This window comes from Parundibacterium terreum, from assembly GCF_014636315.1.
Taxonomy (GTDB): domain Bacteria; phylum Pseudomonadota; class Gammaproteobacteria; order Burkholderiales; family Burkholderiaceae_D; genus Undibacterium; species Undibacterium terreum.
Window position 1 is genome coordinate 238,107 of record NZ_BMED01000001.1, and the last position, 26,569, is coordinate 264,675.

At 54.7% G+C, this 26,569-nt stretch carries 21 protein-coding genes and 1 pseudogene; 13 read left to right on the top strand and 9 right to left on the bottom strand.

The features are described from left to right. Positions 1-83: 83 nt before the first annotated feature. From IEW12_RS01100 to IEW12_RS01110, 3 genes are all read right to left on the bottom strand, one after another. Complete coding sequence (locus IEW12_RS01100; protein ID WP_188564158.1) at positions 84-1,109, bottom strand: XdhC family protein; 1,026 nt, start codon at positions 1,107-1,109, stop codon at positions 84-86. 100 nt (positions 1,110-1,209) lie between these two features. After that, positions 1,210-3,348, bottom strand: coding sequence for a xanthine dehydrogenase family protein molybdopterin-binding subunit (locus IEW12_RS01105; RefSeq protein ID WP_188564159.1), 2,139 nt, complete (start codon positions 3,346-3,348; stop codon positions 1,210-1,212). A 10-nt stretch (positions 3,349-3,358) separates the two neighbouring features. Next, positions 3,359-3,835, bottom strand: a complete 477-nt coding sequence (locus IEW12_RS01110; protein ID WP_188564160.1) for a (2Fe-2S)-binding protein — start codon at positions 3,833-3,835, stop codon at positions 3,359-3,361. Positions 3,836-4,053: 218 nt separating this feature from the next. On the opposite strand from IEW12_RS01110, the gene IEW12_RS01115 reads away from it, so the two are divergent. Continuing rightward, on the top strand, positions 4,054-6,009 hold the full coding sequence (locus IEW12_RS01115; RefSeq protein WP_188564161.1) for a sigma-54-dependent Fis family transcriptional regulator: 1,956 nt from the start codon (positions 4,054-4,056) through the stop codon (positions 6,007-6,009). A 29-nt stretch (positions 6,010-6,038) separates the two neighbouring features. Here the strand turns inward: IEW12_RS01115 and IEW12_RS28720 are convergent, their stop codons facing one another. After that, positions 6,039-6,305 (bottom strand): DUF1653 domain-containing protein, encoded by a 267-nt coding sequence (locus tag IEW12_RS28720; protein WP_308789121.1) that lies wholly within the window; start codon positions 6,303-6,305, stop codon positions 6,039-6,041. After that, positions 6,294-6,902: pseudogene (locus IEW12_RS01120) on the bottom strand (3'-5' exonuclease); the annotation flags it as partial. The gene IEW12_RS28720 and the pseudogene IEW12_RS01120, both read right to left, overlap by 12 nt. Positions 6,903-7,134: 232 nt before the next feature. On the opposite strand from IEW12_RS01120, the gene IEW12_RS01125 reads away from it, so the two are divergent. Next, a complete protein-coding gene (locus IEW12_RS01125) occupies positions 7,135-8,424 on the top strand; it encodes an MFS transporter (RefSeq protein ID WP_188564163.1) in 1,290 nt (429 codons plus the stop codon). 268 nt (positions 8,425-8,692) lie between these two features. Further along, complete coding sequence (locus IEW12_RS01130; protein ID WP_188564164.1) at positions 8,693-10,948, top strand: OPT family oligopeptide transporter; 2,256 nt, start codon at positions 8,693-8,695, stop codon at positions 10,946-10,948. A gap of 130 nt (positions 10,949-11,078) precedes the next feature. On the opposite strand, the gene IEW12_RS01135 is transcribed toward IEW12_RS01130, so the two are convergent. Beyond that, a complete protein-coding gene (locus tag IEW12_RS01135) occupies positions 11,079-11,663 on the bottom strand; it encodes a dienelactone hydrolase family protein (protein WP_188564165.1) in 585 nt (194 codons plus the stop codon). Between IEW12_RS01135 and IEW12_RS01140 the strand changes: the two genes are divergently transcribed. Together IEW12_RS01140 and IEW12_RS01145 are read left to right on the top strand one after the other, a co-directional pair. Further along, the gene (locus IEW12_RS01140) at positions 11,662-11,838 is read left to right on the top strand and encodes a hypothetical protein (RefSeq protein ID WP_188564166.1); all 177 of its coding nucleotides are present in this window, start codon (positions 11,662-11,664) and stop codon (positions 11,836-11,838) included. The two genes, IEW12_RS01135 and IEW12_RS01140, sit on opposite strands and share 2 nt — an antisense overlap. After that, positions 11,835-12,665 carry a hypothetical protein gene (locus IEW12_RS01145; protein WP_229750844.1) on the top strand — a complete coding sequence of 277 codons (831 nt, stop codon included), beginning with the start codon at positions 11,835-11,837 and terminating at the stop codon, positions 12,663-12,665. Before IEW12_RS01140 ends, IEW12_RS01145 begins: the two co-directional genes overlap by 4 nt. A gap of 73 nt (positions 12,666-12,738) precedes the next feature. Here the strand turns inward: IEW12_RS01145 and IEW12_RS01150 are convergent, their stop codons facing one another. Further along, positions 12,739-13,770, bottom strand: a complete 1,032-nt coding sequence (locus IEW12_RS01150; RefSeq protein WP_188564167.1) for a Glu/Leu/Phe/Val family dehydrogenase — start codon at positions 13,768-13,770, stop codon at positions 12,739-12,741. Positions 13,771-14,421: 651 nt separating this feature from the next. On the opposite strand from IEW12_RS01150, the gene IEW12_RS01155 reads away from it, so the two are divergent. The 4 genes from IEW12_RS01155 to gshA all read left to right on the top strand — a co-directional run bounded on the left by IEW12_RS01155 (position 14,422) and on the right by gshA (position 21,323). After that, positions 14,422-15,615 carry an efflux RND transporter periplasmic adaptor subunit gene (locus IEW12_RS01155; RefSeq protein ID WP_188564168.1) on the top strand — a complete coding sequence of 398 codons (1,194 nt, stop codon included), beginning with the start codon at positions 14,422-14,424 and terminating at the stop codon, positions 15,613-15,615. A gap of 3 nt (positions 15,616-15,618) precedes the next feature. Continuing rightward, a complete protein-coding gene (locus IEW12_RS01160; RefSeq protein ID WP_188564169.1) occupies positions 15,619-18,837 on the top strand; it encodes an efflux RND transporter permease subunit in 3,219 nt (1,072 codons plus the stop codon). Between the two features lie 129 nt (positions 18,838-18,966). Then, positions 18,967-19,593, top strand: a complete 627-nt coding sequence (locus IEW12_RS01165; RefSeq protein ID WP_188564170.1) for a 3'-5' exonuclease — start codon at positions 18,967-18,969, stop codon at positions 19,591-19,593. 149 nt (positions 19,594-19,742) lie between these two features. Then, positions 19,743-21,323, top strand: coding sequence for a glutamate--cysteine ligase (gene gshA / locus IEW12_RS01170; RefSeq protein WP_188564171.1), 1,581 nt, complete (start codon positions 19,743-19,745; stop codon positions 21,321-21,323). A 102-nt stretch (positions 21,324-21,425) separates the two neighbouring features. Here the strand turns inward: gshA and IEW12_RS01175 are convergent, their stop codons facing one another. Continuing rightward, the gene (locus IEW12_RS01175; protein ID WP_188564172.1) at positions 21,426-21,926 is read right to left on the bottom strand and encodes a DUF3016 domain-containing protein; all 501 of its coding nucleotides are present in this window, start codon (positions 21,924-21,926) and stop codon (positions 21,426-21,428) included. Positions 21,927-22,107: 181 nt separating this feature from the next. Beyond that, entirely contained in the window at positions 22,108-23,793 is a 1,686-nt protein-coding gene (locus IEW12_RS01180) for an alkaline phosphatase family protein (protein ID WP_188564173.1), read from the bottom strand. Positions 23,794-23,987: 194 nt separating this feature from the next. Between IEW12_RS01180 and IEW12_RS01185 the strand changes: the two genes are divergently transcribed. The 4 genes from IEW12_RS01185 (at position 23,988) to IEW12_RS01200 (ending at position 26,360) form a co-directional block, all read left to right on the top strand. After that, positions 23,988-24,887 carry a DNA/RNA non-specific endonuclease gene (locus IEW12_RS01185; protein ID WP_188564174.1) on the top strand — a complete coding sequence of 300 codons (900 nt, stop codon included), beginning with the start codon at positions 23,988-23,990 and terminating at the stop codon, positions 24,885-24,887. Further along, positions 24,884-25,144 (top strand): hypothetical protein, encoded by a 261-nt coding sequence (locus IEW12_RS01190; protein WP_308789103.1) that lies wholly within the window; start codon positions 24,884-24,886, stop codon positions 25,142-25,144. The genes IEW12_RS01185 and IEW12_RS01190 overlap by 4 nt, the downstream gene beginning before the upstream one ends. Before the next feature lie 109 nt (positions 25,145-25,253). Continuing rightward, entirely contained in the window at positions 25,254-26,072 is an 819-nt protein-coding gene (gene nudC, locus IEW12_RS01195) for an NAD(+) diphosphatase (protein ID WP_188564175.1), read from the top strand. A 21-nt stretch (positions 26,073-26,093) separates the two neighbouring features. Beyond that, entirely contained in the window at positions 26,094-26,360 is a 267-nt protein-coding gene (locus IEW12_RS01200) for a hypothetical protein (protein WP_188564176.1), read from the top strand. Positions 26,361-26,569 lie beyond the last annotated feature (209 nt).

Genomic DNA, 26,569 nt, shown 5'->3' on the forward strand with positions numbered 1-26,569 from the left:
GAGATTTTACGCGAAAAAAGGCGAAAATTTGAAGCCGTACCGGCGAATTTGGCTAAATCCGCCGGCAATTTGCCTATATTTACCTATTTGGCGAGAACGCAGTGGGTTTCTGACGGGCTTTGCGCCGCAGCCTGCTTGGCGCCCTCTACTTTGATTTCATCCGGCAAATGGATGTTATTTTTGACGGCGGTCATTTCCGCCAGAATGGAAATGGCGATCTCGGATGGTGTCTTACTGCCTATGTATATGCCTATAGGGCCATGCAGTTTGGCCAGTTCCGCTTCGCTGACATCGAATTCTTTCAGTCTTTCGCGGCGCTTGGCATTATTAATGCGGGAGCCGATCGCGCCGACGTAGAAAGCATCGGACTTCAAAGCCTCCATCAGGGCAAGGTCATCCAGTTTAGGGTCATGGGTCAAGGCGACGACAGCGCTGCGGCTGTCCAGCTTCATTTCCAGCACGAGGTCATCCGGCATTGCGTGCACCAGCCTGACACCTTCTACCTGCCAGCCGTCGCGGTATTCTTCCCTCGGATCGCAGACGGTCACATGATAATCCATGCCCAAGGCGATGCTTGCCAGGAAGCGGGATAGCTGCCCTGCGCCGATGATCAGCAGGCGCCAGCGCGGCCCGTGTATGCTGGTCAGCGCCGCATCCGATACCTGCAGGCTCATGCCGGGCCCAGCCTGACCCAGCCTGACCTCGCCAGTGTGCAGATCCAGCCGTCGGGCTACCAGCTCGTGTTGCGCCAGCTTCTGCAACAGTTCCGCTATGCGGCTATCGGAATTCAACGGCTCTATGGCCAATTGTATGGTGCCGCCGCACGGCAGGCCGAAGCGATGCGCTTCATCTGCGGTAATGCCGTAGGTGACTATTTCCGGTTTGGTACGCTGTATGCCGTGCTCATGCACCCTGGCGATCAAATCGTCTTCTATGCAGCCGCCTGACACGGAGCCGACTACCCGCCCATCCTCGCACAAGGCCAGCGTGGCGCCCTCCGGACGTGGGCTGGAACCCCAGGTCTTGATCACGGTCACCAGCTCGCACTTGAGACCGGCTTGCAGCCACTGGTCACAGGTTTTCAGTACTTCCAGATCGATACTATCCATGGTCACCCAAATAAATGAAACAGCGGCGCACAACATGCTTTCGCATGCCGTGCGCGTATCTTACCTTGAGAACAGCCTCTGTGCAGGGGTGAGCGCAGAACTAGGCAGCGGCGATTTTCTCCGGTGTCAGTGGCAGACTCCTGATCCGTTTGCCGGTTGCCGCAAACAGTGCGTTGGCTACCGCAGGACCTATCAGCGCTGTTGCCGGCTCACCTATGCCGCCGGGTTTCTCCGTGCTCTTGATCAGGGTCACATTGATCTTCGGCGTTTCGTTCATGCGGATGACGGGATAGTTGTGGAAATTGGTCTGCTGGATCCGGCCGTTTTCCAATGTGATATCGCCGTATAGCGCCGCCGACAAGCCGAACACGATGCTGGAATGGATTTGTGCATCGACAGTATCCGGGTTCACCATGCGGCCAAGGTCAGCCACCACAGTCACTTTGTGCACCTTGATTTCATTGTCCTTATTCAGGGAAATCTCGGCCACTTGCGCCATATAGGTATCGTAGCCCTCCATCAGCGCGATGCCGAGCTTGTGGCCTGCCGGCAGTGGTTTGCCCCAGCCGGCTTTTTCTGCGGCCTGCTTCAGCACATTGGCAAAGCGCGGTTGCTTGGACAGCAGTTCCATACGATAGGCATAGGGGTCCTTGCCTGCCGCATTGGCCATTTCATCAATGAAGCTTTCGTTAGGGAAAGCGTTCAGCGCATGGCTGACGGAGCGCCAGTAGCCGACCCGCAGGCCGGCATCGTGGATGTACATATCCGCCTGCATGTTGGGGATGTCGTAAGGTACTACCGCTGCCTCCGCCATAAACGGGTCCAGGGTTTCTTTCGGCAGGCCAAAAGCACGCTGGGTAATGGATTGCGATGTCAATTCAAACTTCAATGCAGTCGGCTTGCCGCTTGCATCCAGCCCCGCTGCCAGGCGATTGACTGCCATAGGCCGGTAAAAATCATGCGTGGTGTCGTCTTCGCGGGTCCACAAGAGCTTGACCGGTTTGCCCACCGCCTTGGATATCTGCGCCGCCTGCACAATGAAGTCCAGTTCCAGCCTGCGGCCGAATCCGCCGCCGAGGAAGGTGGTTTTCAGTGTGATGTCTTCGGGTTTGATACCCAGAGCCGCGGCAACAGCGCCTTGCGCGCCCTGCTGGAACTGGGTTGGCCCTATCAACAGGATTTTTCCATCGCGATAGTCGGCAGTGAAGTTCATCGGCTCCAGCGTGGCATGCGCCAGCATGGGAGACACGTATTCTGCCTGCAAGGTTTTAGCGGAACCCTTGATCGCTGCGTCGACATCGCTGCCGGTAGTCTTGATATTGATTTTCTTTTCTCGCGCAGAAGCGCCACGGATGTCGGCCAGCATGCTCGCATTGCTCAATTTTGCAACACTGCCCTCGTCCCACTGAACAGTCAGGGTTTCACGGGCTTTTTTTGCACGCCAGTAGCTGTTGGCCACCACGGCAACACCGTCGGGGATTTGCACGACGTCAATTACGCCGGGCATCGCGCGCGCCTTCGATGCATCAAAGCTCTTTACCGTACCGCCGATGACAGGGCATTGTTCCAGCGATGCGTACACCATGCCGGGCAGTTTTACGTCAATGCCGAATTCTGCGGTGCCATTGACCTTGCGTGGGGTATCCAGGCGCTTGGTTGCCTTGCCGACGATCTTGAAGTCCTTGGGATCTTTCAGTACGACAGACTTGGCATCGGGAATCGGCAGCTTGGAAGCGGCCTGCGCCAGTTCTCCATACGTCGCATGCTTGCCGCCGGGACCTTTTACCACGCCGTTGTCAGCGCTCAGCTTGGCCTCGTCCACGCCCCATTTTTGGGCCGCAGCAGTGATCAGCATCATCCTGACCTGGGCGCCGCCTATGCGCAGTTTTTCCCAGCCATCCCTGACGGAAGTGGAGCCGCCGGTAAGTTGCCCTCCCAGCAGGGCATTTACATACACTGCGCCCGGAGGGGCGATGTCTACCTTGATTTTGCGTATATCGACATGTAATTCCTCCGCAATCAGCATGGGCATGGAGGTATATACCCCCTGCCCCATTTCAGATCGCGCCGAAATCAGCGTGATGGTATTGTCGTCGGCAATATGCACCCAGGCATTCGGGGTATATAGAGTTCCTGCCGCTTGTGCTTCTCCGACCGTGCCGGGCAAAGTTATGCCCATGATCAGGCCGCCGCTGGCGATGGCTGAAACTTTCAGGAAATCGCGTCTTGTTGTCGTCATCGTATTCTCCTCAGGCCGCTCTGGCGTTTTTTTGCATTTCGGCAGCGGCAGACTTGATCGCGGCGCGAATACGGTTATAAGTGCCGCAACGGCAGATATTGCCGCTCATCGCATTGTCGATGTCGGTGTCGGAGGGGTTTTTGTTGGTTGCCAGCAGAGCGGCGGCACTCATCAACTGGCCCGACTGGCAATAGCCGCATTGCGGTACATCATAGGCAATCCAGGCTTTTTGCAGAGGATGGGAATTGTCTTTGGACAGAGATTCTATGGTGGCCACTTTTTTTCCTGCAACCGCCGATACCGGAGTCTGGCAGGAACGGATAGGCTCTCCGTCCAGATGCACGGTGCAGGCACCGCACAATGCTGCGCCGCAACCAAACTTGGTGCCGGTCATCCCTATTTCATCACGTATGACCCACAGCAGTGGGGTATCTGCTTCTGAAGTCACCGTTACAGGCTTGCCGTTGAGATTGAAACCTATCGCCATTTTTATCTCCGTTTTTTTGTTGAACAGCTTGGTGTTGTTCCAATTTGAAACACTTTTACTTGATCTACCTAACATCGATAGATAAATTGCAATTGCCGTGCCAAGTTAATTTCTATTGCTGGGCAGGCACTTGCAACAGAGCCTGTGTGCACGACGTGCGCCAAACTTGAACAGGTGTTACATTATCCAAAAAACCATCCATTCCATGGAGCCGAGAAATGCGCCAAGCAATAGAGCCAGGCAATAGCAGTGTGCAATCAACGCTGCAAGTACCCAGCAAATCGGCAAACTTTATTTCCGAGACCACCCACCCTGACCTGCTTCAGGAATCTCGCCAACGATCTGCGGCGTTCGGGCTTGATGTGCACGCCGAGCCGGATTTCACTGCCCTCAGCCATAAAGAACTGAGCCTTGCGATAGAGCAGAATCGCACCTTGCACGCGTATGCGCTGCCGGTGATGGAAACCCTGTATGAGCAGATATCCGATACGCACAGCATGGTGGTGCTGACCGACGTCAAGGGACACATCCTGCATGCATTTGGGGATAATGACTTTTTGCTGAAGGCAGAAAAGGTGGCGATACAGCCCGGCGTGAACTGGGCCGAGAGTAGCAAGGGAACCAATGCGATAGGTACCGCCCTGGCCGAACAGGCCCCTACCCTGATCCATGCCGGCGATCACTATATGGCGGTGAATCACTTCCTGACTTGCTCGGCAGCGCCCATTTTTGACCACCAGGGCAATGTGGTCGGAGTGCTGGACGTAACCGGCGACTATCGCAGCTACCATAAGCACACGATGGCGCTGGTGCGCATGTCTGCGCAAATGATAGAAAACCAGTTATTTTCAGCCGCGTTTGAAGATGCCATTACCTTGCATTTCCATAGCCGGCCGGAATTCATCGGAACGCTGATGGAAGGCATCGCATCATTTACGCCCGGCGGGCGTTTCCTGTCCGCGAATCGTAGCGCGCTGTTTCAGCTAGGCCTGCCGCTGGCTGCCCTGCAGTCACATACCTTCAGCTCCTTGTTCGGCTTGCCGGTATCGTCCCTGTTTGACCATTATCGGGCCGCTATACCGCAGTTCCTGAGTCTTACCGTTCCAGGCGGAGTGCGGGTGTCAGCGCGTGCAGAACTCAAGTTAAGCCAGAGTTTTGCATCGTATGCTCCGTCCGATCTCGTCAAACCTGCGGCCCGGCCTGCGAAACTAGCTACGGCCACCGGCTCCAGTCTGGCCAGCTTAAGGACTGGCGACGCCAGCCTTGCGGCGCTGGTGGAAAAGGTCAGCAAAGTCCTGGGCCGCGATATCCCCGTGCTGATTACCGGTGAAACAGGTTCCGGCAAGGAATTGCTGGCGCAAGCCATCCACCAGGATTCACCCCGCTCGGCGGCGCCTTTCATTGCCGTCAATTGTGCGTCGATTCCTGAAACGCTGATCGAGTCCGAATTATTCGGCTATGAAGACGGAGCTTTCACTGGGGCGAGAAAAAAAGGCAATATCGGCAAGATACTCCAGGCCCACGGAGGCACCCTGTTCCTGGATGAAATCGGTGACATGCCTTTGAATATGCAGGCACGCTTGCTCAGGGTATTGCAGGAGAGGATGGTGACGCCGCTGGGCAGCAATAAGTCCACGCCGGTGGACATTGCCATCATATGCGCAACCAACCGCAATTTGCGGGAACAGATAGCCAAGGGCGCATTCCGGGATGACTTGTACTACAGGCTCAACGGCCTGGTACTGAAACTGCCTCCTTTGCGGGAGCGTACGGACATTGCTGCGTTGATCAAGAAAATGCTGAACGAGCTGGCAGCGCCCGGCTATAGCATCTCGCCGGAGGTGATGCAATTATTCCAGCAACACCCGTGGCCGGGTAACCTGCGGCAGCTAAGCAATCTGCTGCGCACCGCCGTCATCATGAGCGGCGACGCACATGAAATCCGGCATGAGCATTTGCCGGAAGATTTCCTGGATGAGGCCGGCTTGTCGGTGCCGCACCAGTCTGCCGTCAAGGATGCAGCTCCCGAACTGCAGGCTGCAACGGGCAAATTGCAGGATATGGAGCTGAACGCTATCCAGAAAGCCCTGCAGGAGCATGGGGGCAATGTGTCTGCCGCGGCGCGTGCTTTAGGGGTGTCGCGCAATACAATTTATAGAAAAGCGCAGCACTGAGCGGAAGGCCCGGATAATCCTGCGGCTGCTCAATCTTCAATCGGAGTAAAGCGCTGCATACGCTGGCCTTCGACTTCGATCATTTCAAAAAATACGTCTTTTGGCCGAGTCCAGATAGTGCCGTTGTGCGCTTTATACACAATGACGGGGCTCAGGTCTGATTCCTGTGTCGCTTCACACACCAGCTCGTAAATGCCGCCTTTGTAATGGCGGTAGCGCTGCACGGATTTTCGTTTTGTAGCAGCAGTTTTTGGTTTCATGTCGGGCTCCGATTTTATCCATGGACGCTTTTCCATGAAGGCGGTGACTTTGGCTGCACTGAGTTTGTTGATCTGCTGCAGCAGGCCTGGGTCTACGGATGCTATTCCATAGTGCTCGCGGAGATGCGCACCTATCTTGATTAACAAGGCTGAAGAAACTTCGGCATCTGCTTCTGCTCTGTGTGCGGTGCCTTTAAAGCGTATGCCCAGGGAGGAAGCCAGGCGGCCCAGAGAATAGCTATCCAGTCCGGGGAATACCCGGCGTGACAGCTTTACCGAGCACACCAGGCCATCATGGCGCGGAGCCAAGCGCAGCCTGTCGCTTTCCGCCAGCAGAAATTTTTCGTCAAAACTGGCGTTATGTGCGGCCAGTGTCGCGTCACCGATAAAATCTACCAGTGCAGGCATGACCTCTGACACCGGCGGCGCGCGATCCACCATTGCTTGCGTGATGCCGGTCAGTTGGGTGATGAAAGAAGGAATGCGTATATTGCAATTAATCAGCGACACATACCTGTCCACTACTTCGCCGCCGACAATGCGCAAAGCCGCGACCTCGGTCACGCGCCCGCCTTGATCGGGGCTCATACCTGAGGTTTCAAAGTCGATCATTACTATGGGCTTTTCAAACATGGGGGCTTTCATCGGGGCGTTCATACAGCAAAGGCGTGCATTATGCAGGCAAGCGGCCCGGCAAATCAATTGAGTATGATTAAAAACAGCAGCACATTACTAGTAATCAGATGGGGCGTGGCATTGTGATAAGCCCGTTGTTTAGGTAATATATCAAGGGCGTAGCCCCACAAGGGTTCAGTCCCCTGCCTTGTGCATGACATATCGGCAGGAAGCAACTGCAGTAGTAAAAATGAAAATAAATCTTCGAGACAAATTCAGGCTCCCCTCCAACGATCTACTGCGCGATCTCGTCTACCGCCGCTTGTGGACTTCCATACTGATCAGCTCCTTCGGTGCGCAGGTAACCATGCTGGCGCTGCCGCTGACAGCCGCTGTGCTCTTGCATGCCAGTCCGACACAGATGGGCTTGCTGGTATTCATGGAAACCCTGCCCTTCGTTCTGCTGTCGCTGCCGTCCGGAGTATTGCTGGATCGCATACGCAAGCTGCCGGTATATATCATAGGCGAGAGCACGATTTCCGTTGCGGTAGCGACGGTGCCGCTGGCTGCCTGGCTGGGATGGCTTAGTATGAGCTGGCTGTATGTGGTCGGATTCATCATTGGTGCGGTCAACACCACAGCTGGGAGCGCCGCGCAGATCGTGCTGACGCAAATCGTGCCGCGCAACCGGCTGGTCGAGGCGCACGCAAAAAATGCGCTGGCCACATCCGGATCGGAGATTGCCGGCCCGGCAGCTGCCGGCGCATTGATCAAATTACTGGGAGCACCGCTGGCCCTGCTGGCAGATGCCGTTCTGTTGCTGACTTCGGCGACCATCTTGCGTGGAATAGATGTGAAGGAAGTTCGCCCGGTAAGGGAAGATGCGCATTTTTGGCGTGATCTGAAGGCCGGCGTGCAATTCGTACGCAATAAGCGCCTGTTGCTGACGCTGGCGGCGACGGTGGGCGGCTGGCAGCTATGCTATAACGCTGCGTTAGTTGTGCAGATCCTTTTTGCTACCCGCGTGCTTGGGCTAAGCGAGCAGGCGGTGGGCTTGTGCTACATGGGTATGGGCCTGGGCAGTATTATTGCCAGCGTTTTCGGTAATCGTATCAGCCGCCATCTTGGCCCCGGTCCTTGCCTGGTGACTGGAGTCGCCGTGTGTGGAATCGGCTGGTTTTCGCTGGCGATTGCTCCGGCCAATGCGTTTGGCGTATTCGCATTTGCGTTCATGCTGGTGTGCTTCAGCATAGGCGGCGTGCTGATCTTTATTAACTTTCTGGCACTGCGCCAGGCTGTAACGCCGGAGCGGCTATTGGGCCGGATGACCAGCACCATGCGCTGGCTGATCCTGATCCCCGCTGGACCGGGTGCCTTGATAGGCGGCTGGATGGGAGAGCATATCGGCTTGCGCTATTCCTTGGGCTTTGCCGGCTTGTCGGCACTGCTGCTGGCAGGTGTTGCCTGGAGAAATCCGGTGATACGGGCCATCACCGTTCTCCCTCAGATAGAAAAGCACGAAGAATTGCTCGGCGCCTGAGCAAAAAACGCACATAAAACCACCGAATCCCCTGTTTTTGAGCAGAAAAAGAGATTTAATAGGGTATTCCCTCCTTATTGCGCGTTGCAACACAATCAACACCCCTATACCATTGCGCAGCGCGAGCAAAAAGCAGCATAATGCTCGACTAAAATTGTCCCGGTGATTTGAGAGAGCATCAGGGCAGTTTTGTTATGCTACCCGGTCAAGGCCAGGTGGACTCACGATGTCCGCCAGCCTGCTTTTGCCTAAATAATAAGGTTTATAAATGCCAAAAGAAACGTCTTCTCCTGTCGTGCGCCCGTATATCCCGGCCTCGGCGCAAATCCCCGAACTCAGCATCCGGGCGCTCCTGATGGGCGTAATCCTGGGCATGGTGTTTGGCGCCTCGTCCCTGTACCTGGTCCTGAAGGTTGGTTTGACCGTCAGCGCGTCCATCCCCGTGGCCGTTATCGCGATTACCCTGTTCCGTCTGTTTAATAAGATGGGCGGCAAGGATTCCACCATTCTGGAAAACAGCATTACGCAAACAGCCGGCTCCGCAGGTGAATCGCTGGCCTTCGGCCTGGGCGTGACAATGCCTGCCATCCTGATCCTGGGTTTTGACCTGGAAATCTCGCGGGTAATGCTGGTAGGCGGCCTAGGCGGCCTGCTGGGTATACTGATGATGATTCCTATGCGCCGCACGATGATCGTCGAGCAGCACAATGAATTGAAATACCCTGAAGGTACAGCCTGCGCTGCGGTATTGATGGCGGCAGCAACGCCAACATCGCGTGAAGCGGCCGGCGAAACAGCACAGCCGGGTGCGCAGGATGATGCAGGCAAACGTGCCGCGATCATTTTCGGCGGCTTCGGCATAGGTTTGCTGTACAAAATATTCAACGTGGCATTCAAGGGTTGGAAAGATACGCCGGAAGTCGCGTTTGGCGCACCGCTGAAAGGCGGCTCGCTCGGCGCCGAAGTGTCGCCTGAGTTGCTGGGCGTAGGTTATATCATCGGCCCACGTATTGCTTCCGTCATGGCCGCCGGTGGTGTGATGTCTTACCTGCTGCTGATCCCTATGATCAAGTTTTTCGGCGATGCGCTGAGCGTGCCAGTTAGCCCCGGCACCAAGCTGATCAGCCAAATGGCGCCGCACGATATCCGCAGCGCTTATATTCTGTACATAGGTGCAGGTGCGGTTGCTGCAGGCGGCCTGGTCAGCCTGGTGCGCGCGATGCCGACTATCTGGCGCAGCCTGTCTGCCGGTCTGGCAGGCATGGGTAAAGGCGCAGCAGCGACCATCTCTGCTCCGTTGCGTACCGACCAGGATATCCCGATGAAATGGGTCGTGATCGGCTGCCTGGCTATCATCGCCATCATCACTGTTGCCACACCTTTGCACATGAATTTGCTGGGTGCTTTGCTGATCCTGGTGTTCGGCTTCCTGTTCGCTACTGTTTCTTCCCGTTTGACGGGTGAAATCGGTTCTTCATCCAACCCCATTTCCGGCATGACCGTGGCAACGCTGCTGTTCACCTGCCTGATCTTCCTGATCATGGGCTGGACCGGTGGCCAGTACTACGTGACGGCCTTGTCTGTGGGCGCTATTGTTTGTATCGCTTCCAGCAATGCCGGTACGACTTCGCAGGATTTGAAAACAGGCTACCTGGTTGGCTCTACACCGAAATACCAGCAGTATGCAATCCTGGCCGGTGCTTTGTCTTCCGCGCTGATCCTCGGCCCTATCCTGCTGAAATTGAATGATGCAGGTACAGTGTATGTACCTGCTGCGCAAGTCGCACCGAACCTGAGCACGGATGTGTCCAAGCTGACTGAAAGCGGCCAGTTGCAAGGCCCTCAAGCCGAGCAAGACAAAGGCACCTATAAAGTCTGGCAAAAAATGGATACCGTGGGCGGCCCAGCCGGCAAGTATTTTGTCGACAATGCAGGCAAAGTGGTCTACCTGGTTGACCCGGGCATCAACGGCGCCTACAACAAGCGCCCTGACGGCAGCGAAGTAAAGAAATACGATGCGCCGAAAGCCGTGCTGATGTCTTACATCATCAAGGGCATCCTGGATCGCCAACTGCCATGGTCGCTGGTGTTGTTCGGCGTGATGATTGCCCTGGTGCTGGAAATGGCCGGAATACCATCGCTGGCATTTGCGGTTGGCGTGTATCTGCCTCTGTCTTCCTCTGCTCCGTTGTTCGTGGGTGGCATGATACGCTGGTGGGTAGATCGCCGTAACAACAAGCTGGAACATAACAAGCACCTGAACGAAGAAGAAAAGCAGGCGGCAGGCGATCGCAGTTCCGGCGTATTGCTGGCTTCCGGCTACATCGCAGGCGGCGCACTGGCCGGTATCGTGATTGCATTCACCGCTGGCATCCTGACTAATTTCGACAAGGCGATAGGCGAATGGTCGACAAAGAACAATCCGTTCTTTGAAGGCGGTAATGCGGATGCGCTGTCCCTGATTCCTTATGCGCTGATTATTCTGACTTTGTACTGGGTTGCGCGCGAGAAAAAGCCCGCGTAATTGAGGTATAAGTGATATGGTGAGCCTGCTCAGCGGGTCGCCTGAATATAAAAAAGGCTTAAACGTAAATCGTTTAAGCCTTTTCTTTTAGGCCCTGCTTGTAGCCTTCTTCGCCGCTGTATTCGTGCGTTCAGGCTAGTTCGCCATGCGACGCTTCCTCGGTATCCAGCATTTGCGATAGCTCCGCAAGGTAGCGTGCCTGCGATTTGACACAAAATCCACCCGAATAAGGATTCATGAAACCGTGTGCGGTATTTTTTACCAGTTCTACGGTGTGTCCCTTATCCTTTAGTTCGGCTGCCAGCAGGCCCGGCTCAAATGCTGCTTCTTTTTCCGCGAAAATCAGGCGGCTTGGGCATACGGGTTGGATATCGGTATAGTCGCGGATGCGGGAGCCGTAAAACAAGCTCATCATCTGCAGGTGCCGGAACACGGGTGAGGTGCTGCCCAGCCATAGAGCCGAAGCACCGGCGCTGAAGCCTATCGCAAAATGAATATGGCTTCCCTGCTCCTTGAGCAGATGCTGGATCTTTTCGGCATAGCGGGCAACTCCGCCTTCAGCCAGGAAAGCCTGGTAGGCTTTTTGTTCCGAGTAAAATGCGCTTGCGATATCGCTGAAGGGTGAAACCAGCCTGCATTTGCGACCGAGGCTACGCGCCAGACTGTGTACTGCGGGGGTGATGCCAAAAACGTCGGTTGCGATGAGTACGGTCATGAATGAAATCTTGGTGAAGCCAGGTGATACAGAAAATCAGACAGCCTTGCTGAAATTCCAGCGAAGCGCGGAGACTACCGGATATGACGGTGAATTTCAACATAAAAATCCTGCGCAGCATCTCTATTCAAGAGGCAAAGAAAGAACGATGCCATCCGCAATGGAACCTAAATGAACAATCATGTTCCAATCAACACAAATAAACCGACAAGGAAAATGATGCACAGCGCTTCAATTCACATGCTAGTACGAAAAGGCTTGCTTGCTGCCGGCCTGTTTATCACGGCACAGGGTCTTGCTCACGCAGATGGGCTGGCCGATTTAAAGGCAGCGCTGGGAAGGTTGCAGGGACAGGCTCCAATCAAAGCCACGGTGGAGTTCAAGACCTGGAGCAAACACGGCGAAGGCAAGGACCTGGACGAGAGCAGCGGACTCGCCAGCATTGCGATAGAGGACAATTCGCGCGGCATGCAGATACTCTACAGCCGTGATGTGCTCTCGCGTATGGAGGCGGAGGAGCGCGCCAAGGAGAAAGATCAAAAGGCCAAGACCCCTACTCTGACGGCGCTCAGGGAATTGAATTCCAGCGAACTTCGGGGCATGACCAATGCCTCCAACGCGCTGTCTCTGTCCCTGGAGAAGCTTGTTTTCAAGGGTGAGCGGGCTGAAAACTGGAACGGCAAACCGGCGCGTGTGCTGAGTTTTGAGGCAAGTTTGGATAAGCAAGCTGACAAGGATAAGAAGTACGTCAAGAAATTCGAAGGCACAACGGAAATCTGGATTGCCGCCGATGGTACTCCATTGGCCAGTCGCTCCCGGTTGAATATATCCGGACGGGCGCTCCTCGTCATCAGCTTTGATATGGTGAATAACGAAGATCACGTATTTTCGCAGGTCGGCGACAGGCTCGTGACCTTGCGCAAGGAAAGCTATAACAGCGGATCAGGTGCTGGTGAAAAAGGCGAAGGCAGAATTACCAAGACTCTACAACTACTGCAGTAGTATAAAAAAATAGCCGCCGGATATCCGGCGGCTATTTTCATCTTTTATTTACCTTACAAGCTCGCTTTGCGAATCAGCGCTTGAAACGCGCTTCTGCGACTTCGTCTGCCACAACACTGGTAGAGCGGCCTTCGCGGTCGGCACGGGTAAACACTTCGGCCAGTGTGTCGCCAATTTCGCGCACGTGCGCTTCGACATCGGCTTGCGGCTTATTCAGGTATTCGTAGCATACCTTGATGATGCCGCCGGCATTGATGACGAAGTCAGGCGCGTACAGCACACCTTTCTGGCGCAGCAGGTCACCGACGTCAGCCGTGGCCAACTGGTTATTGGCGGCACCGGCAACGATCTTGACCTTCAGACGGTCCAGCGTGTCTGGATTCAATGTAGCGCCCAGCGCGCAAGGCGCGTAGATATCTGCCTGTACGTCGTAGATGGCACTGGTGGAAACAATTTCCGCGCCCAGCTCTGTGCGGGCACGTTCCAGTGCTGCTTCATCAATGTCGGCAACGATCAGCTTGGCGCCGGCAGCGTGCAGGCGGCGCGCGTAATCGTAGCCTACGTGGCCCAGACCCTGCAGTGCGACAACCAGGCCTTCCATGGAATCACGCTTCAGTTGGTGCTTGACGGCCGCCTGTGCGCCGACAAAGCAACCCAGCGCCGTGAATGGGGATGGATCTCCGCTGTCGCCCAGGCCGGCAACATAACCGGTCTTGGTGGCGACATAAGCCATATCCGCAGGGCTGGTGCCGACGTCTTCCGCTGTGATATAGCGGCCGGCCAGGCGCTCCAGCGCTTCACCGAGGGCTTCAAACAAGGCCGGGGTTTTGTCAGTTTTGGGATTGCCGATAATCACGCTCTTGCCGCCGCCGATAGGCAGGCCGGCAACGGCGTTTTTGTAGGTCATGCCGCGCGACAGGCGCAGCACGTCATTAATTGCATGTGCTTCGGACGCGTAATTCCACATACGGCAACCACCCATCGCAGGGCCGAGGTTGGTATTGTGGACGGCAATAATGCCTTTCAGTCCGGATTTTGCTTCTGAGACGAACACTACTTGCTCGTGGTTGTCGAAATTGAGTTCATTGAAGATGAAAGCGGTCATGCTTATGGCTCCGCGCGGATCAATATCGCCAGCCCTGGTCGGACGGTGCGATGTTTGCCGCAGTAATAAGGGTTAATGGCAAAAAAAAATAGCAAAATACTCATCGATCTGCCGACGGGGTGTAGCCGGCAAGCGATATGGTCGGTGATTGTGTCACGCGCCCCGGAGTATAAGTTATAGGGTAGTGAAACTCAACCGCGAAGGCCTGTACCCAGCGGTAAACAGCGCCTCCGTATCCAGGCCGCGAAGAGTAAAGCTGTGCGAAAGCTACCCGCGTCCGGATTAGTTCGGCACCCGACTAAAATGGGGCTGCGAAAGTGCTGCTCAAAGAACGATTCCGTGAGGTTTCAAGCTGTTTGTGACAAATTTGCCGCGATGCAGCGTCACCAGATAAGTTTCTTATCAGAATTGCTTGTCAACGCGCTCAAATAGCATCAAAATCACGATGCGCTGCTCAGGACAATAAAGCACAAGAAAAACATATAGTGCGTTCCAGCGTGTTACATAAAATAATAACCCCCCCTCAACATAAGTAGTCTTGCTGGCCGATAGATATGGTTTATCGGACTCATGGGCACTTTCGCGTCTGCGGTTGAACTTCTTTTACTTTTACCGCTCTAATCACTCTCATTATATAAATGGAGATCATAAATGTTGCGCCAGACTTTGTTAGCCGTCGCTATTACCCTTTCCCTTGCCGCGTGTAGTAAAGGAGCCGATAAAGAAGGGAAAAGTGCAGATGGCAGTGCAAGCGCAAAAACGGCTTCCGCCTCGGCCAGTGCTGTCGCTTTGCTGATCTCCCCTGAGGATTTGATTACCGTTCAAAACAACTCCTTATCTTCAGGCCCTGTGATTACCGGCTCCGTGCAGCCTGAGCGCCGCGCCGATCTGCGTGCTGAGGTTTCCGCCGTGGTATTGCAAGTGCTGAAGGAAAACGGTGAAGCAGTTAAACGCGGCGATCTGCTGGTGCGCCTTGACGATACCTCCATACGCGACAGCCTGCATTCTGCAGAAGCGGCCGTGCGTGCCTCAGAACAGACGCTGGACCAGGCAGAGCGCCAATTCCAGCGGCTGAAGACCCTGCGCGCCTCAGGCATGACCTCCACTTCGCAGTTGGAAGACGCGGAAATCCGCCGCAATAATGCGCAAAGCGATCTGGTCGGCGCCAAGGCCCGTGCAGCACAGGCGCGTCAGCAATTACAACGCACTGAAGTCCGCGCACCGTTTGAAGGCATCGTCAGTGAGCGTAAAGTCTCTGCCGGTGATACGGCCGCGATAGGGAAGGAATTGGTCAAGGTAATCGATCCAGATAGCATGCGTTTTGAGGGCTTTGTGTCTGCAGACAGGATCAGCAGCGTGAAGATAGGGCAGCCTGTCGATTTCAGAGTGAATGGTTACGGCCAGCAGTTGTTTACCGGCAAAGTCAAGCGGGTTGACCCGGCAGCCAATGCCACAACGCGCCAGGTGGAAGTACTGGTCAACTTCACCGACAGCAAACAGCCGAAAGTATCCGGCCTGTATGCTGAAGGCCGGATAGAGGCAGCGACAGTTTCCACGTTGATGATACCGGAGGCAGCGCTGGTGCGTAATGGCGATAAATCCTTCGCATGGCGTGTCAAGGACGGCGTGGTCAGCAAGATCAGCCTGACACTGGGGGAGCGCGACCAGCGCCGCGGCGATTATGTTGTACGCAGTGGACTGGCAGACGGCGACAAGGTGGTGCGTAATCCTGTGTCAACGATGAAAGACGGCCAGAAAATTACCTTGGCGCCTTCAGCGACGGCGGCTACTGCAGCGGCAGCGATGCCATCCAGTGGCGCATCTTCCGGCACAGCGGGGAAATAAATCATGTTCCTATCCGATTTTAGTATCAAGCGCCCTATCGCGATGATCGTTATCATCATCGCGCTGATGTGCCTGGGGCTGCTGGCCCTGAAAAAACTGCGCGTGAATCAGAGCCCGGACGTGGATTTGCCGGTACTGGTCGTCAGCGTGCCCTACCCTGGCGCGTCGCCGGAAACGGTAGAGCGGGAAATCATCAATCGCATTGAGAAATCGCTGCAGAGCATTACCGGTGTATATCAGATGCGCTCCACGGCCAGCGAAAGCAGCGCGAGCATAGTCCTGCAGTTCAATTTCAGCAAGAACATGATTGAGGCCTCGGACGAGGTACGCAATGCGATTGCATCCGTGCGCTACAAGTTGCCGACCGAAATGCGGGAACCCATCCTGCAGAGGATAGATCCGTCGGCGCAACCTATCATGCAGCTGGCATTGTCCTCGAAGGGGCAATCACACGCCGAAATTTCGCGCCTGGCCGAGGATGACTTGTCCGACAGGTTCCGCGGTATTGACGGCGTTGCGACGGTTGACGTAGGCGGTTCATTGCGGCGGGAGCTGAGCGTGTTGCTGCGCGCGGAAAAACTGCGTGAATACAATGTCTCCATCACGGAAGTAGTGAATGCGCTGCGCAACCAGAATACGACGGCGCCAGTGGGCAAGATCCGTGGGGCACTGGACGAGCAAAGCATACGTCTTGTCGGCCGCATTGAGTCTCCGGCAGAGTTCGAGCAGATTGTGGTTAAGCGCCGCGGCGATGAAGTGATACGCCTGGCCCAGGTGGCGACGACGGCTGACAGCTTTGCGGAACTGAACAGCTTCAGCGTACGCAATGGCTTGCCGAACGTAGGTATTTCCATTACTCGCTCGCGTGATGCCAGTACGGTGACAGTTGCCAATAAAGTCCGTACCCTGGTCGAAGAGGTTAACAAGACTTTACCTAAGGGCACGACACTGGAAATCACGCAGGATGGCGGCAAGGATGCAGAAAGCAGCCTGAACAACGTGATCGAGTCATTGATGTTTGGCGCCGTGTTGACGATCTTTGTAGTGTACGTGTTCCTGAACTCCTGGCGCTCTACGCTGATCACGGCAATGAGCCTGCCTACCTCCGTGATTGCCGCTTTTATTGCGGTGTGGCTGTGCGGCTTTACGCTGAACTTCATGACCCTGCTGGGGCTGTCGCTTGCCATTGGCGTGCTGATCGATGATGCGATTGTGGTTCGGGAAAACATTGTCCGGCATATGGAAATGGGCAGTGACAGGCGCACCGCGGCGAGCGCCGGTACCAAGGAGATTGGCCTGGCGGTTGCAGCGACCACGTTTTCGATTATTGCCGTGTTCATCCCGGTTGCCTTCATGCCCGGCGTCTCCGGTGAATGGTTCCGCCCATTCGCGCTGACGGTCGCCAGCTCGGTGCTGGTCAGCCTGTTCATCTCTTTTACTCTGGACCCTATGCTTTCCGCTTATTGGGGTGACCCGGTCGGCCATCATCTGGAGCCGAAGAAAGGCATTAGCCTGTGGCTATCCCACTTCAATCATTGGTTTGATCATCAGGCAGACCGCTACGGTAATGTGATTGCCTGGGCCTTACACCATCGCAGGTGGATGGCGATCATTGCCGGCCTCAGCCTGGTCGCTGCTGTTGGCCTGCATATCAAGTTCGGCGGCTCCAGCTTCTTGCCGACCTCCGATTTCGGCACGATTGCAATTGACGTCCGGACGCCATCCAGCGCCAGTCTTGATTACGCGCGCATGAAGGTGGAAAAAGCAGCGGAACTGGCGCGCACCTTGCCCGAGGCCGTGGCAACCAACAGCAACGTCAACGCCGCAGGCGGCCGGGTATATGTGGACATCGGCAAGAGCACCAAGCGCAAGCGCAGTGCAGTACAAATTGCGGTTGATTTGCGCAAATTGATGGCGCAAATGATAGGCGGCGAATTCGTAGTGCTGGATGACCTGAATAACGGCGCACGCAAACCGGTACAAATCCAGTTCTATGGCCCCGACTCGCGCCGCCTTATGGCGATTACCGGCGATTTCATGGAAAAGCTGAACCAGGTACCTGGCGCTGTGGATGTCGGCCTGTCGGAATTGAACCCCAAGGATGAGCTGCAAATAGAACTGAACCGTGGCCTCGCCAACTCGCTGGGAATTTCGGTCAATGATGCGGCCCAGGCCTTGCGGGTTGCATTTGCCGGTGTGGAGGTGGGTGACTGGGTTGATCCGAATGGCGAGTCGCGCGACGTTGCCGTCCGCTTGCATCCGGATGACCGGGTCAAACCGGAAAATATCGAGCATTTGCCTATCGCAGTAGGCGGCAGCAATATGATGGTGCCGTTGGATCAGATCGCGACCATTACCATGGGTAAAGGTCCCGCCCAGATCCAGCATATGGACGGCAAGCGCATGATTGCAGTGTCTGCCAATGCCCAGGGCCGTTCGCCCGGAGAGGTGACAGCGGATGCGTTGAAACTGGCGAAAGCCATCGACTTCCCGCCAGGCTTCGGTATTCAGTTGGGTGGTGCTGCTCGTGACCAGAAGGAATTGTTTACTGAGATGCTGATCGCCCTGGTGTCCGGGATCGGCTTGATGTACCTGATCCTGGTTATGCAGTTTGGTTCTTTCACGGCGCCGGTCGCGGTCATGTTATCGCTGCCGCTTAGCCTGATTGGCGTGGTTATTTCCTTGCTGCTGACGGGCGGTACGCTGAACCTGATGAGTTTCATCGGCGTCATTATGCTGATGGGGCTGGTGGCGAAGAATGCGATCCTGCTGCTCGACTGCGCGCGCAAGCGTGAAGCCGAGGGATATGATCGTGAAGACTCGCTGATGTATGCCGGCCGCATGCGCTTGAGGCCTATTCTGATGACGACGTTCGCACTGATTGCAGGGATGATGCCGGTGGCACTCGCGCTGGGCGAAGGCGGCGAATTCTACCGGCCTCTGGCAGTTGCGATTATCGGCGGAACGATTACCTCCACTATCCTGACATTGCTGGTGGTGCCTACTTTCTATGACAGCATAGAAATAGCCCGGGATCACGCTATCGCAAAATTCCACAGGCGCGCAGAACGCTGGAACACTGCTGTTGCACTGGTCTTGACCCTGATTGAAGCGCTGCTGGCACTGATCTTCGTTAGATTGGTATACAGGCTGCTGAAGAAACTGGTTTTATTGGCTACCGGGCGCGCACCTCACGTGCCTACGTCTAGCGTGAAACACTAAGCAACCCCGAGCAACACCAAGCACCAGGTAAATGTAGAAGACGAAAAGGCCGCGAAATGCGGCCTTTTTTTACTTTTTCACCTTCTTTTCATGAAATAGATGAGTGGTCTTTTGTGTCATGATATGCCTATGAGCATTGAAACTTCCACCGAGGCATCCCTCCCCCCTTATCCTGGCATACAGCCTCAGGACGTACTGGTCGTCACGTCCGCTGCAGACATGGAAAGAGCCTGCAAGTTATTGGAGCAGGCGGACATTGTCGGGTTTGATACGGAATCCAAGCCCACGTTTTTAAAGGGCCAGGATTCCGGAGGCCCGCATCTGATACAGCTCGCCACAGATACCAAGGCTTTTTTGTTTCCTGTGCTACGCATCAGCGATTTGTCTGCGGTAAAGGCAATACTGGAATCCAAAACGATATTGAAGGTGGGCTTCGGCCTGAGCGAGGATACCCGGCGCCTGCGCTCGCGCCTGGGTATAGAGGTCGCCGGAGTACTGGATTTGTCCAAAACGATGCGGGAGCATAAGCGTAATGACATGGGGGCCAAAACGGCCGTTGCCAAATACTTTGGCATGAAATTGCAAAAATCGAAGAAAACCTCTACCTCCAACTGGGCGGCTGCAGATCTGAGCGAACGCCAGATCAAATATGCGGCCGACGATGCGCAGGTAGCGCTACTGGTTTACCGGATCTGGCTGTCGCTGCCCAAGCCACAGGAAATGCCGCTGAAGGCCCCCACTTCCGATCTGCCCTAGCTTAGCTTAAGTTGCCTTTTGTTTATTGAATTTGCAGAGAAGTCAAGCCAGGCCGACACTGCAAATTTGACCACTCCAGTACGCGAATTCTCATTTTCGGTTAATCTCTCGTCCACTGAATATGCAGCATATAAATACGGGAAAAGCTTATGAATAGTCAATTGACCAGCCGCCTGGCATTACTGGCCACTGATGAACATCTCCCACTACTGGGACAAGGCCTGCGTGGTATAGAAAGAGAGACCCTGCGCGTGACAAGCAAGGGTGAACTGGCACGTACCCCCCATCCAGTTGCACTGGGTTCTGCGCTGACCCACCCGCAGATCACGACCGATTACGCTGAAACCCTGCTGGAGTTCATCACTCCCGCAGAGTCTGATATTGCTTTGACGCTGGACAAGCTGGAGACCATACATCGCGTTGCCTACAGTAAACTGGGAGACGAGCTGCTATGGAGCGAGTCCATGCCCTGCCCTCTGCCGCCTGAGGAAGATATTGAAATTGCCTGGTATGGCAAATCGAACATAGGCATGCTCAAGCATGTGTACCGGCGTGGCCTCGCTCTGCGCTACGGCAAAGCCATGCAATGCATTGCGGGCATACACTATAACTACTCGCTGCCGGAATCCCTGTGGCAACTGCTGCAGGCCAAGGAAGGACAAACCGGTTCGGCCAAGAATTTTCAATCCGAAAGTTATCTGGCCCTGATCCGCAATTTTCGCCGCCATAGCTGGCTGCTGATGTACCTGTTTGGATCCTCGCCTGCAGTGTCGCGCAGCTTCCTGCGCAACCGTGAGCACAAATTGGAGGAGCTGTCGGAAGATACCCTGTATCTGCCTTATGCCACCAGTCTGCGCATGAGCGACCTCGGCTACCAGAACGACGCGCAATCCGGTTTGACGCCCCAGGAGAATAGCCTGGATGATTACGTCAACAGGCTGACCAATGCAGTTAACAAGCCTTATCCGCCGTATGAAAAATTCGGCATCAAGCGGGATGGCGAGTGGATACAGCTGAGCACCAATCTGCTGCAAATCGAAAATGAATATTATTCGACGATACGTCCTAAGCGCGTCATACGCAGCGGCGAACGCGCTATCCAGGCTTTGTGCGCGCGTGGCGTGCAATACGTGGAAATCCGCTGCCTTGACGTCAGTCCTTTTGATCCGGTAGGCGTGAACCTGGAAACTGCGCGCTTCCTGGACGCTTTCCTGCTGTTCTGTGCGCTGGAGGACAGCCCGGCGATTGATGCCGATCAAAGCCTGGCCTATGCCAGGAACTTTGCAGCGACAGTGAAAGATGGTCGCTGTCCCGGCCTGAAACTGGAGCGTGAAGGTCAGGAAATCACACTGGAAGCCTGGGGTGAAGAGTTACTCCAACGCATACAACCGATTGCAGCCATGCTGGACACGCAGCATGGCGGTACAGAACACACCGTCAGCATGGACAGGCAAAAAGCGAAATTGGCGAATCCTGAATTGACACCCTCTGCAGAAGTAATGCGCGCGCTGGCGCAGCACGGAAACTCTTTTGCGCGTTTCGGCCTGCATCAGAGCGAGGAACATGCCCGCTACTTCAAAGCAAAACCGCCTACCGCAGCCGAGCATGCCTATTTTGAGCAATTGGCGAATGATTCATTGTCTGAACAGCTGGCGATAGAGAAAGAAGATCGTGGCAGTTTTGATGACTTTGTAGCTGCTTATAAAGACAGCAAGCTCTGCCAGCCCTGATGCACGTTAACATTGCCGGGGCATTGCCCGGGCATCGCCTGGAATAGAAAAAGCCGTTCAGCAGATACTGAACGGCTTTTTATTTGGGAATAAAAGACGGGCTTATCGCACCGGAAAAATCTTCTTTTCCTGCTGTTTTTTGAACCAGTCCTTCAGTAAATTTTCTTCGTAATAGAAACTGCCGCCGGTATTGATTTTGACGCTGGATCTGAAATTGATATCCTTCAAATCTTCATTGCCGGCGGCTACCTGCTTGTCCTGGCTATCGCTGAGGACATAGCTGAACGACATTTTTGGCCAGTCTATGTCCTTGACGACGCGTATGTCCTGGCCACCCGGCCCGCGCATCGGCTTAACATCGCCAGCCAGATCCAGATCGGTCACTGTTACCTGTAACTTGTATCCATCCGGCAATTCCTTCGCAAGGCTGTCGAAGACTTCATCCAGGCCCTTGAATACCCTGGCGCGAAAACCGGCCCTGGTTTCGTTGGTGGGATTGATATCGGTATAGTGGTCCGGGTCTTGCCACGTCACTTTAGCTTCACCTGCCAGCGCAGTGCCTGTCACCAGGAGTGCCAGCAAGCTGAAAAGAAGTTTGTTCATTATGAATTCTCGCTGATGTTGACTTTTGTTGGAGAGCACAGGCCACACAGGCTGAATCGACAGCGGATGCGCACTACTCATAAGTTTATACTTTGCAATCGACTATTGCCTCAGTCTTACATTTTGCAACACATGCATACGCAGTGATACGAGGACTATTTTGTGCCGGCAAGCTATCACTTTATTGCAGCACGCCCGCTTTCAATGCCTCGCTCAGTACCCTGCCTTCGCTGGTGGCTGGCGGAGCGACATGCAATAGCTTGGCCAAGGTCGGGGCAATGTCCACCACCTCCGCGTAAGGAGCGATTTTCCCAGGTTTGATCCAGGGACCGCCCATCAGCATCAAAGGCACATTGGTGTCGTATGCATAGGGCGAACCGTGCGTTGCGCCACGGGCGCTTTCGCTGGAAAAATACCAATAGGGTTTCGTCACCAGCACGATATCGCCGGACCGTTCCAGATTCCACCCCCGCTGCACCAGCATGCCCAGCCGGGTTTTAGGCAAGGCTTTGGCCTTCAGTTGGCTGCGGGTGAATGCATTAGTGATACCCGGATAGACCTGCAGGAATTGGGCTGCCGCTTTTTCCACCTGTTCAGGATTCAAGCCCTGCCTCTCCATCGCGGCATAGTCCAGCATGACATTGGGATGGAACCATTTGACCGCCAGTTTGGCGACGCCGAATTGCTTGTTCAGATAGTCGTTCAGGATATCCATCATCTTTTTAGGATCCAGCCGTTCTGCATCCCTGTGCAGGCTACGAGAATATTCCGGCGTATTGGCAAAACCGTGATCTGCAGTCAGTACGATCAGGGTATTGTCCAATCCTACACGCTGGTCAAGGTCGCTGAAAAAAGCAGCCAGCAGTTTATCCAGCCGCAACATATGATCGTGCGACATGCGGCTTTCCGGGCCATATGCATGGTTAACATAATCATGGCTGGACAAGCTGATGCCGAGAATATCTGCAACACCGGCGGGGTTATGTCCGAGCCTTTCACCATCTATCGCCGCGCGGGCGAATTCCAGTGTCAGCTCATCCAGATAGGGGCCGGTATAGAGTTTGCCGTAGTATTCAGCATCCGGCTTGCCCGACTTACTGCTGTAGCTGAACGGAAAGCCACCCTGGTTCATGCCGGGGCTGCCGTCAGGCGCATCTCCTGCATAGGCCACGTCCTCCAGCAGAGGCCGCCATTCTTTTCCATAGAAACGGTCTTGCGGATTGGCAGCCGTAAAGCGTTTTTGCCACTCCGGATGCTCTTTCATATAGTAGGTGCTGCTGGCAAAATGGCCGCTTTTTCCCATATACATATAAGCGGTGCCGGCTTTTCCCGCCAGCAGTATGGCCCCACGGTCCTTGCCTGAAACAGTGATTACCTTGGCCCGGTTTGCTGTCTGTTTGCGCAATTCGTCGCCCAAGGTATTGACGCGCAGGTTTGCAGGCGATGTGCCGCTATCCGGTTTGGTTTCTTCGCCGATATAGGTATATGCGGAGTCTTCAGTACAGTATATCGATTTAAGCGTGGCCCTGTCCGACCAGTAGTTCTCAATAATGCCGTGCTGATAGGGGTAGGTCCCGGTCAGTACTGCGCTGTGCCCTGCCGCTGTGACAGTGACGGCATGCGCCTGATGGGCGTCTCCATACCAGGCCCCCTGCTCAAGCAGGCGGCGAAATCCTCCTTGCCCATACTGGTCGCGGTACTTCAGCACCTGGTCTTGCGGTAAGCCGTCCACCACCAGCACTACTACCAGCCTGGGACCGGCCGCTGCAATAGCGGGAAGCTGAAAAAAAAGAGCGAGACCAGCCAACAAGCAAAGGCTGAGCAGAATGCGCAGGCGGAAGACCGTGCCGGAAGATGGGGTGGGCATATTCAGGTTCCTGAAATGGGGAGCTTGTTAATTTTGATGCGGGATGCGGATATATTAGCAAAAATGGGCGCTGATAATCCATCCTGAACCCATCCTGTCTTCCGATTTTTATCCCGGTGTGTGGAGTATAAGTCCTAGCCATACGGAGTCGGGCCGTATAGAATGCGCGGCTCGTTCTGTATTCACTGATTTGCATGCATAAACTGTATTCCCTGCTTTTGTTTGTCTCTATTGCTGTTCCTTCTCTCCACTCAAACGCCAATCAGTGCCCTTCCCACTTTGTCGCCGGCAAAGAACCCGAATTCCTGAATCACGCACTGTCGCGGAATACGCGGGAGCTATGTTATGAAGCTTTCGCCGTGATGCATTCAGGTCTTACGCGGACGCCCTTGTGGTCCGCCGAGCATTTGCAAAGAAAAAACCTGGAGCGCGCGCAGGAGCTCAGCCGCGAAAACAACTTCCATCCGGAAAATGAGCTGCCCGTCGCGCAACGGGCAGAATTGAGCGACTACGCCAGAACAGGTTTCGATCGCGGCCACCTGAGTCCCAATGGCGACATGCCCACGCGCAGCGCCCAGTACGAAAGCTTCAGCCTTGCCAACATGATTCCCCAGAATCCGGATAGCAACAGGAATATCTGGGAGGGTATAGAGGCTTCGGTGCGCCGCCTGGCAAAAGCGGAAGGCGATCTATATGTGGTGACCGGGCCAGCCTTCATCGGTCGCGATCTGAGAAAAATCGGCAATGTGATGGTGCCCACCCATGTCTATAAGGTGGTATATAGCCCAAGGCAACACAGGGCGGGTGCCTATTTTGTTGCCAACGACGGCACGCAGAGCTATACCGCGATTTCAGTCGCTCAATTGGAAAAGACGATAGGCATTGATGTATTGCCTGGGCTATCCCGGGACATCAAAGAGTCGGCGATGGAGTTGCCCAAGCCGACGCCGCACAGCGAAGGGCATACCGCAAAAAAACCAGCTCCGCATGCACACAAACCTGCACCGGAATCAGCCTGGGACAAGGTATATACGCTATTGGCAGCCTTTGCAGGCTTGATCTACAAGGTTCTTCGGCATTGGATGAAGGGATGAACATGAATAATTTCGACGTTTACGCAAACGAAGCCGACAGTATTTCCCTGGCAGGGCTGACGATAGAAAATCGGCTCGACCGCATCAGTCTCTATGGAGATGTCGATCTGACGGCCGATCAGCGTGGATTGGCGCTGGCCCGGCAACTGCATGCTCTGCTGGGCGAGGCTATCGCCAAGCTGGAATCCATGCCATTGCCTGAAGTTTTGCCCACATCGCAGGTGCATACCGTCAGGAATCCTTTTGACAATACCTGAATTTTCCGCAAAGCCTGCAATGCGGATTCCATAGGACAAAGGTATGATAGAGGCAACTGGTCAATTGTGTAGAACTCTCGGACCTGCCCTTCCAACTTCCTAGACGATCATGCTTAAAACTCCGCCCGAATTTCAACTGTTGTTGCACCCGCAAGAGCCGGCTTCCGATACCTTGTCCTTCATTTTTCGCGGCGACGAGCTATTGGTTCGCACCGCTGATCTCGGCTTGCCTGATCTGGATATCTGCGCGGGTCTGGGCCTGGTGGAGACCGATATCCACCCTCTGGGCCTTCTTGACCAGCGTTATTGCCGTACCAGTTGGGTAGCGAAAGAGGCGGAAGCTCCTGCAGGCTATGCCTACACCAAATTTCGCGCCTTGTTTGGGGAAATGGAGGATGGTTTGCTGGGGCTTGCCGGCCGCGCTTTCCAAATTACCGAATGGGCACGTTCCCATAAATACTGCGGCACCTGTAGTACGCCGATGAAGCTGGCTGCGGGGGAACGCTGTTTCAAATGCCCGGCTTGCGGCATGCTTGCCTATCCACGCATCTCGCCGGCAATGATGGTGCTGATCAAAAAGGGAGAGCATATACTGCTGGCCAAGCACACAGCCTCGCCGACCACGCGCTATGTGCCGCTCGCTGGGTTCCTGGAGGCAGGAGAATCGATAGAAGAAGCAATTCACCGGGAAGTATTTGAAGAAGTTGGCTTGCGCGTGAAGAATCTGCAATACTTCGGCAGCCAGTCATGGCCCTTTCCTCATTCGCTGATGATCGCCTTCACTGCAGAATACGTATCCGGCGATATCGTGCTGGATCAAAATGAGATCGCTGACGCGCAATGGTTCGGGCCGGGAAATCCCATACCCGATTACCCTATAGGCGTCTCCGTCTCTGGTGCGCTGGTAGATGCGCACCGTCCCAAATAAAAATCAACAGGAAATAACACTATGCAAGACCCAAAAATGACGGACAGCAAAGGCCAGGCGGTAACGGTAGGCGATATCATCCGCATCGTGTCGCTGAGCAAGCAATTCATCAAGAGCTTTCCCATTGATGAGCGCATCTTGATTGAATCAATGGTAGGCAATTTTTTCAAGATTGTGGATGTCGATGAATATGGCCAGCCTTGCGTCATAAAGGAATGGCATGACGAGCATGGCTTGCTGCAAACCCACGTGATTGCGCTCGATCCTGAGGAAATGGAAAAGATCTAACACGCACATTTGCCCGCACCATACAGGGCTAAGGTATGCAAACCTTAGTCCTCCTCCTCCCGCTTGTTACCCTCTCCCTGTCATCGATTTCTATTGCCTTGTACTAATTTCAAGGTAATATGTTGTGTCTTTAAAATTTAAAAAACACAACAAATTTTGATTTCTTGGCGAAAACAGGAAATCAGCATCCATTAAAAAATCATAGAAAG

Bases quoted from the DNA above. Each gene is read 5' to 3' on its own strand.
- IEW12_RS01100 (WP_188564158.1), bottom strand. From the start codon at position 1,109: ATGGATAGTATCGATCTGGAAGTACTGAAAACCTGTGACCAGTGGCTG.
- IEW12_RS01105 (WP_188564159.1), bottom strand. From the start codon at position 3,348: ATGACGACAACAAGACGCGATTTCCTGAAAGTTTCAGCCATCGCCAGC.
- IEW12_RS01110 (WP_188564160.1), bottom strand. From the start codon at position 3,835: ATGGCGATAGGTTTCAATCTCAACGGCAAGCCTGTAACGGTGACTTCA.
- IEW12_RS01115 (WP_188564161.1), top strand. From the start codon at position 4,054: ATGCGCCAAGCAATAGAGCCAGGCAATAGCAGTGTGCAATCAACGCTG.
- IEW12_RS28720 (WP_308789121.1), bottom strand. From the start codon at position 6,305: ATGGAAAAGCGTCCATGGATAAAATCGGAGCCCGACATGAAACCAAAA.
- IEW12_RS01125 (WP_188564163.1), top strand. From the start codon at position 7,135: ATGAAAATAAATCTTCGAGACAAATTCAGGCTCCCCTCCAACGATCTA.
- IEW12_RS01130 (WP_188564164.1), top strand. From the start codon at position 8,693: ATGCCAAAAGAAACGTCTTCTCCTGTCGTGCGCCCGTATATCCCGGCC.
- IEW12_RS01140 (WP_188564166.1), top strand. From the start codon at position 11,662: ATGAATGAAATCTTGGTGAAGCCAGGTGATACAGAAAATCAGACAGCC.
- IEW12_RS01135 (WP_188564165.1), bottom strand. From the start codon at position 11,663: ATGACCGTACTCATCGCAACCGACGTTTTTGGCATCACCCCCGCAGTA.
- IEW12_RS01145 (WP_229750844.1), top strand. From the start codon at position 11,835: ATGAACAATCATGTTCCAATCAACACAAATAAACCGACAAGGAAAATG.
- IEW12_RS01150 (WP_188564167.1), bottom strand. From the start codon at position 13,770: ATGACCGCTTTCATCTTCAATGAACTCAATTTCGACAACCACGAGCAA.
- IEW12_RS01155 (WP_188564168.1), top strand. From the start codon at position 14,422: ATGTTGCGCCAGACTTTGTTAGCCGTCGCTATTACCCTTTCCCTTGCC.
- IEW12_RS01160 (WP_188564169.1), top strand. From the start codon at position 15,619: ATGTTCCTATCCGATTTTAGTATCAAGCGCCCTATCGCGATGATCGTT.
- IEW12_RS01165 (WP_188564170.1), top strand. From the start codon at position 18,967: ATGAGCATTGAAACTTCCACCGAGGCATCCCTCCCCCCTTATCCTGGC.
- gshA (WP_188564171.1), top strand. From the start codon at position 19,743: ATGAATAGTCAATTGACCAGCCGCCTGGCATTACTGGCCACTGATGAA.
- IEW12_RS01175 (WP_188564172.1), bottom strand. From the start codon at position 21,926: ATGAACAAACTTCTTTTCAGCTTGCTGGCACTCCTGGTGACAGGCACT.
- IEW12_RS01180 (WP_188564173.1), bottom strand. From the start codon at position 23,793: ATGCCCACCCCATCTTCCGGCACGGTCTTCCGCCTGCGCATTCTGCTC.
- IEW12_RS01185 (WP_188564174.1), top strand. From the start codon at position 23,988: ATGCATAAACTGTATTCCCTGCTTTTGTTTGTCTCTATTGCTGTTCCT.
- IEW12_RS01190 (WP_308789103.1), top strand. From the start codon at position 24,884: ATGAACATGAATAATTTCGACGTTTACGCAAACGAAGCCGACAGTATT.
- nudC (WP_188564175.1), top strand. From the start codon at position 25,254: ATGCTTAAAACTCCGCCCGAATTTCAACTGTTGTTGCACCCGCAAGAG.
- IEW12_RS01200 (WP_188564176.1), top strand. From the start codon at position 26,094: ATGCAAGACCCAAAAATGACGGACAGCAAAGGCCAGGCGGTAACGGTA.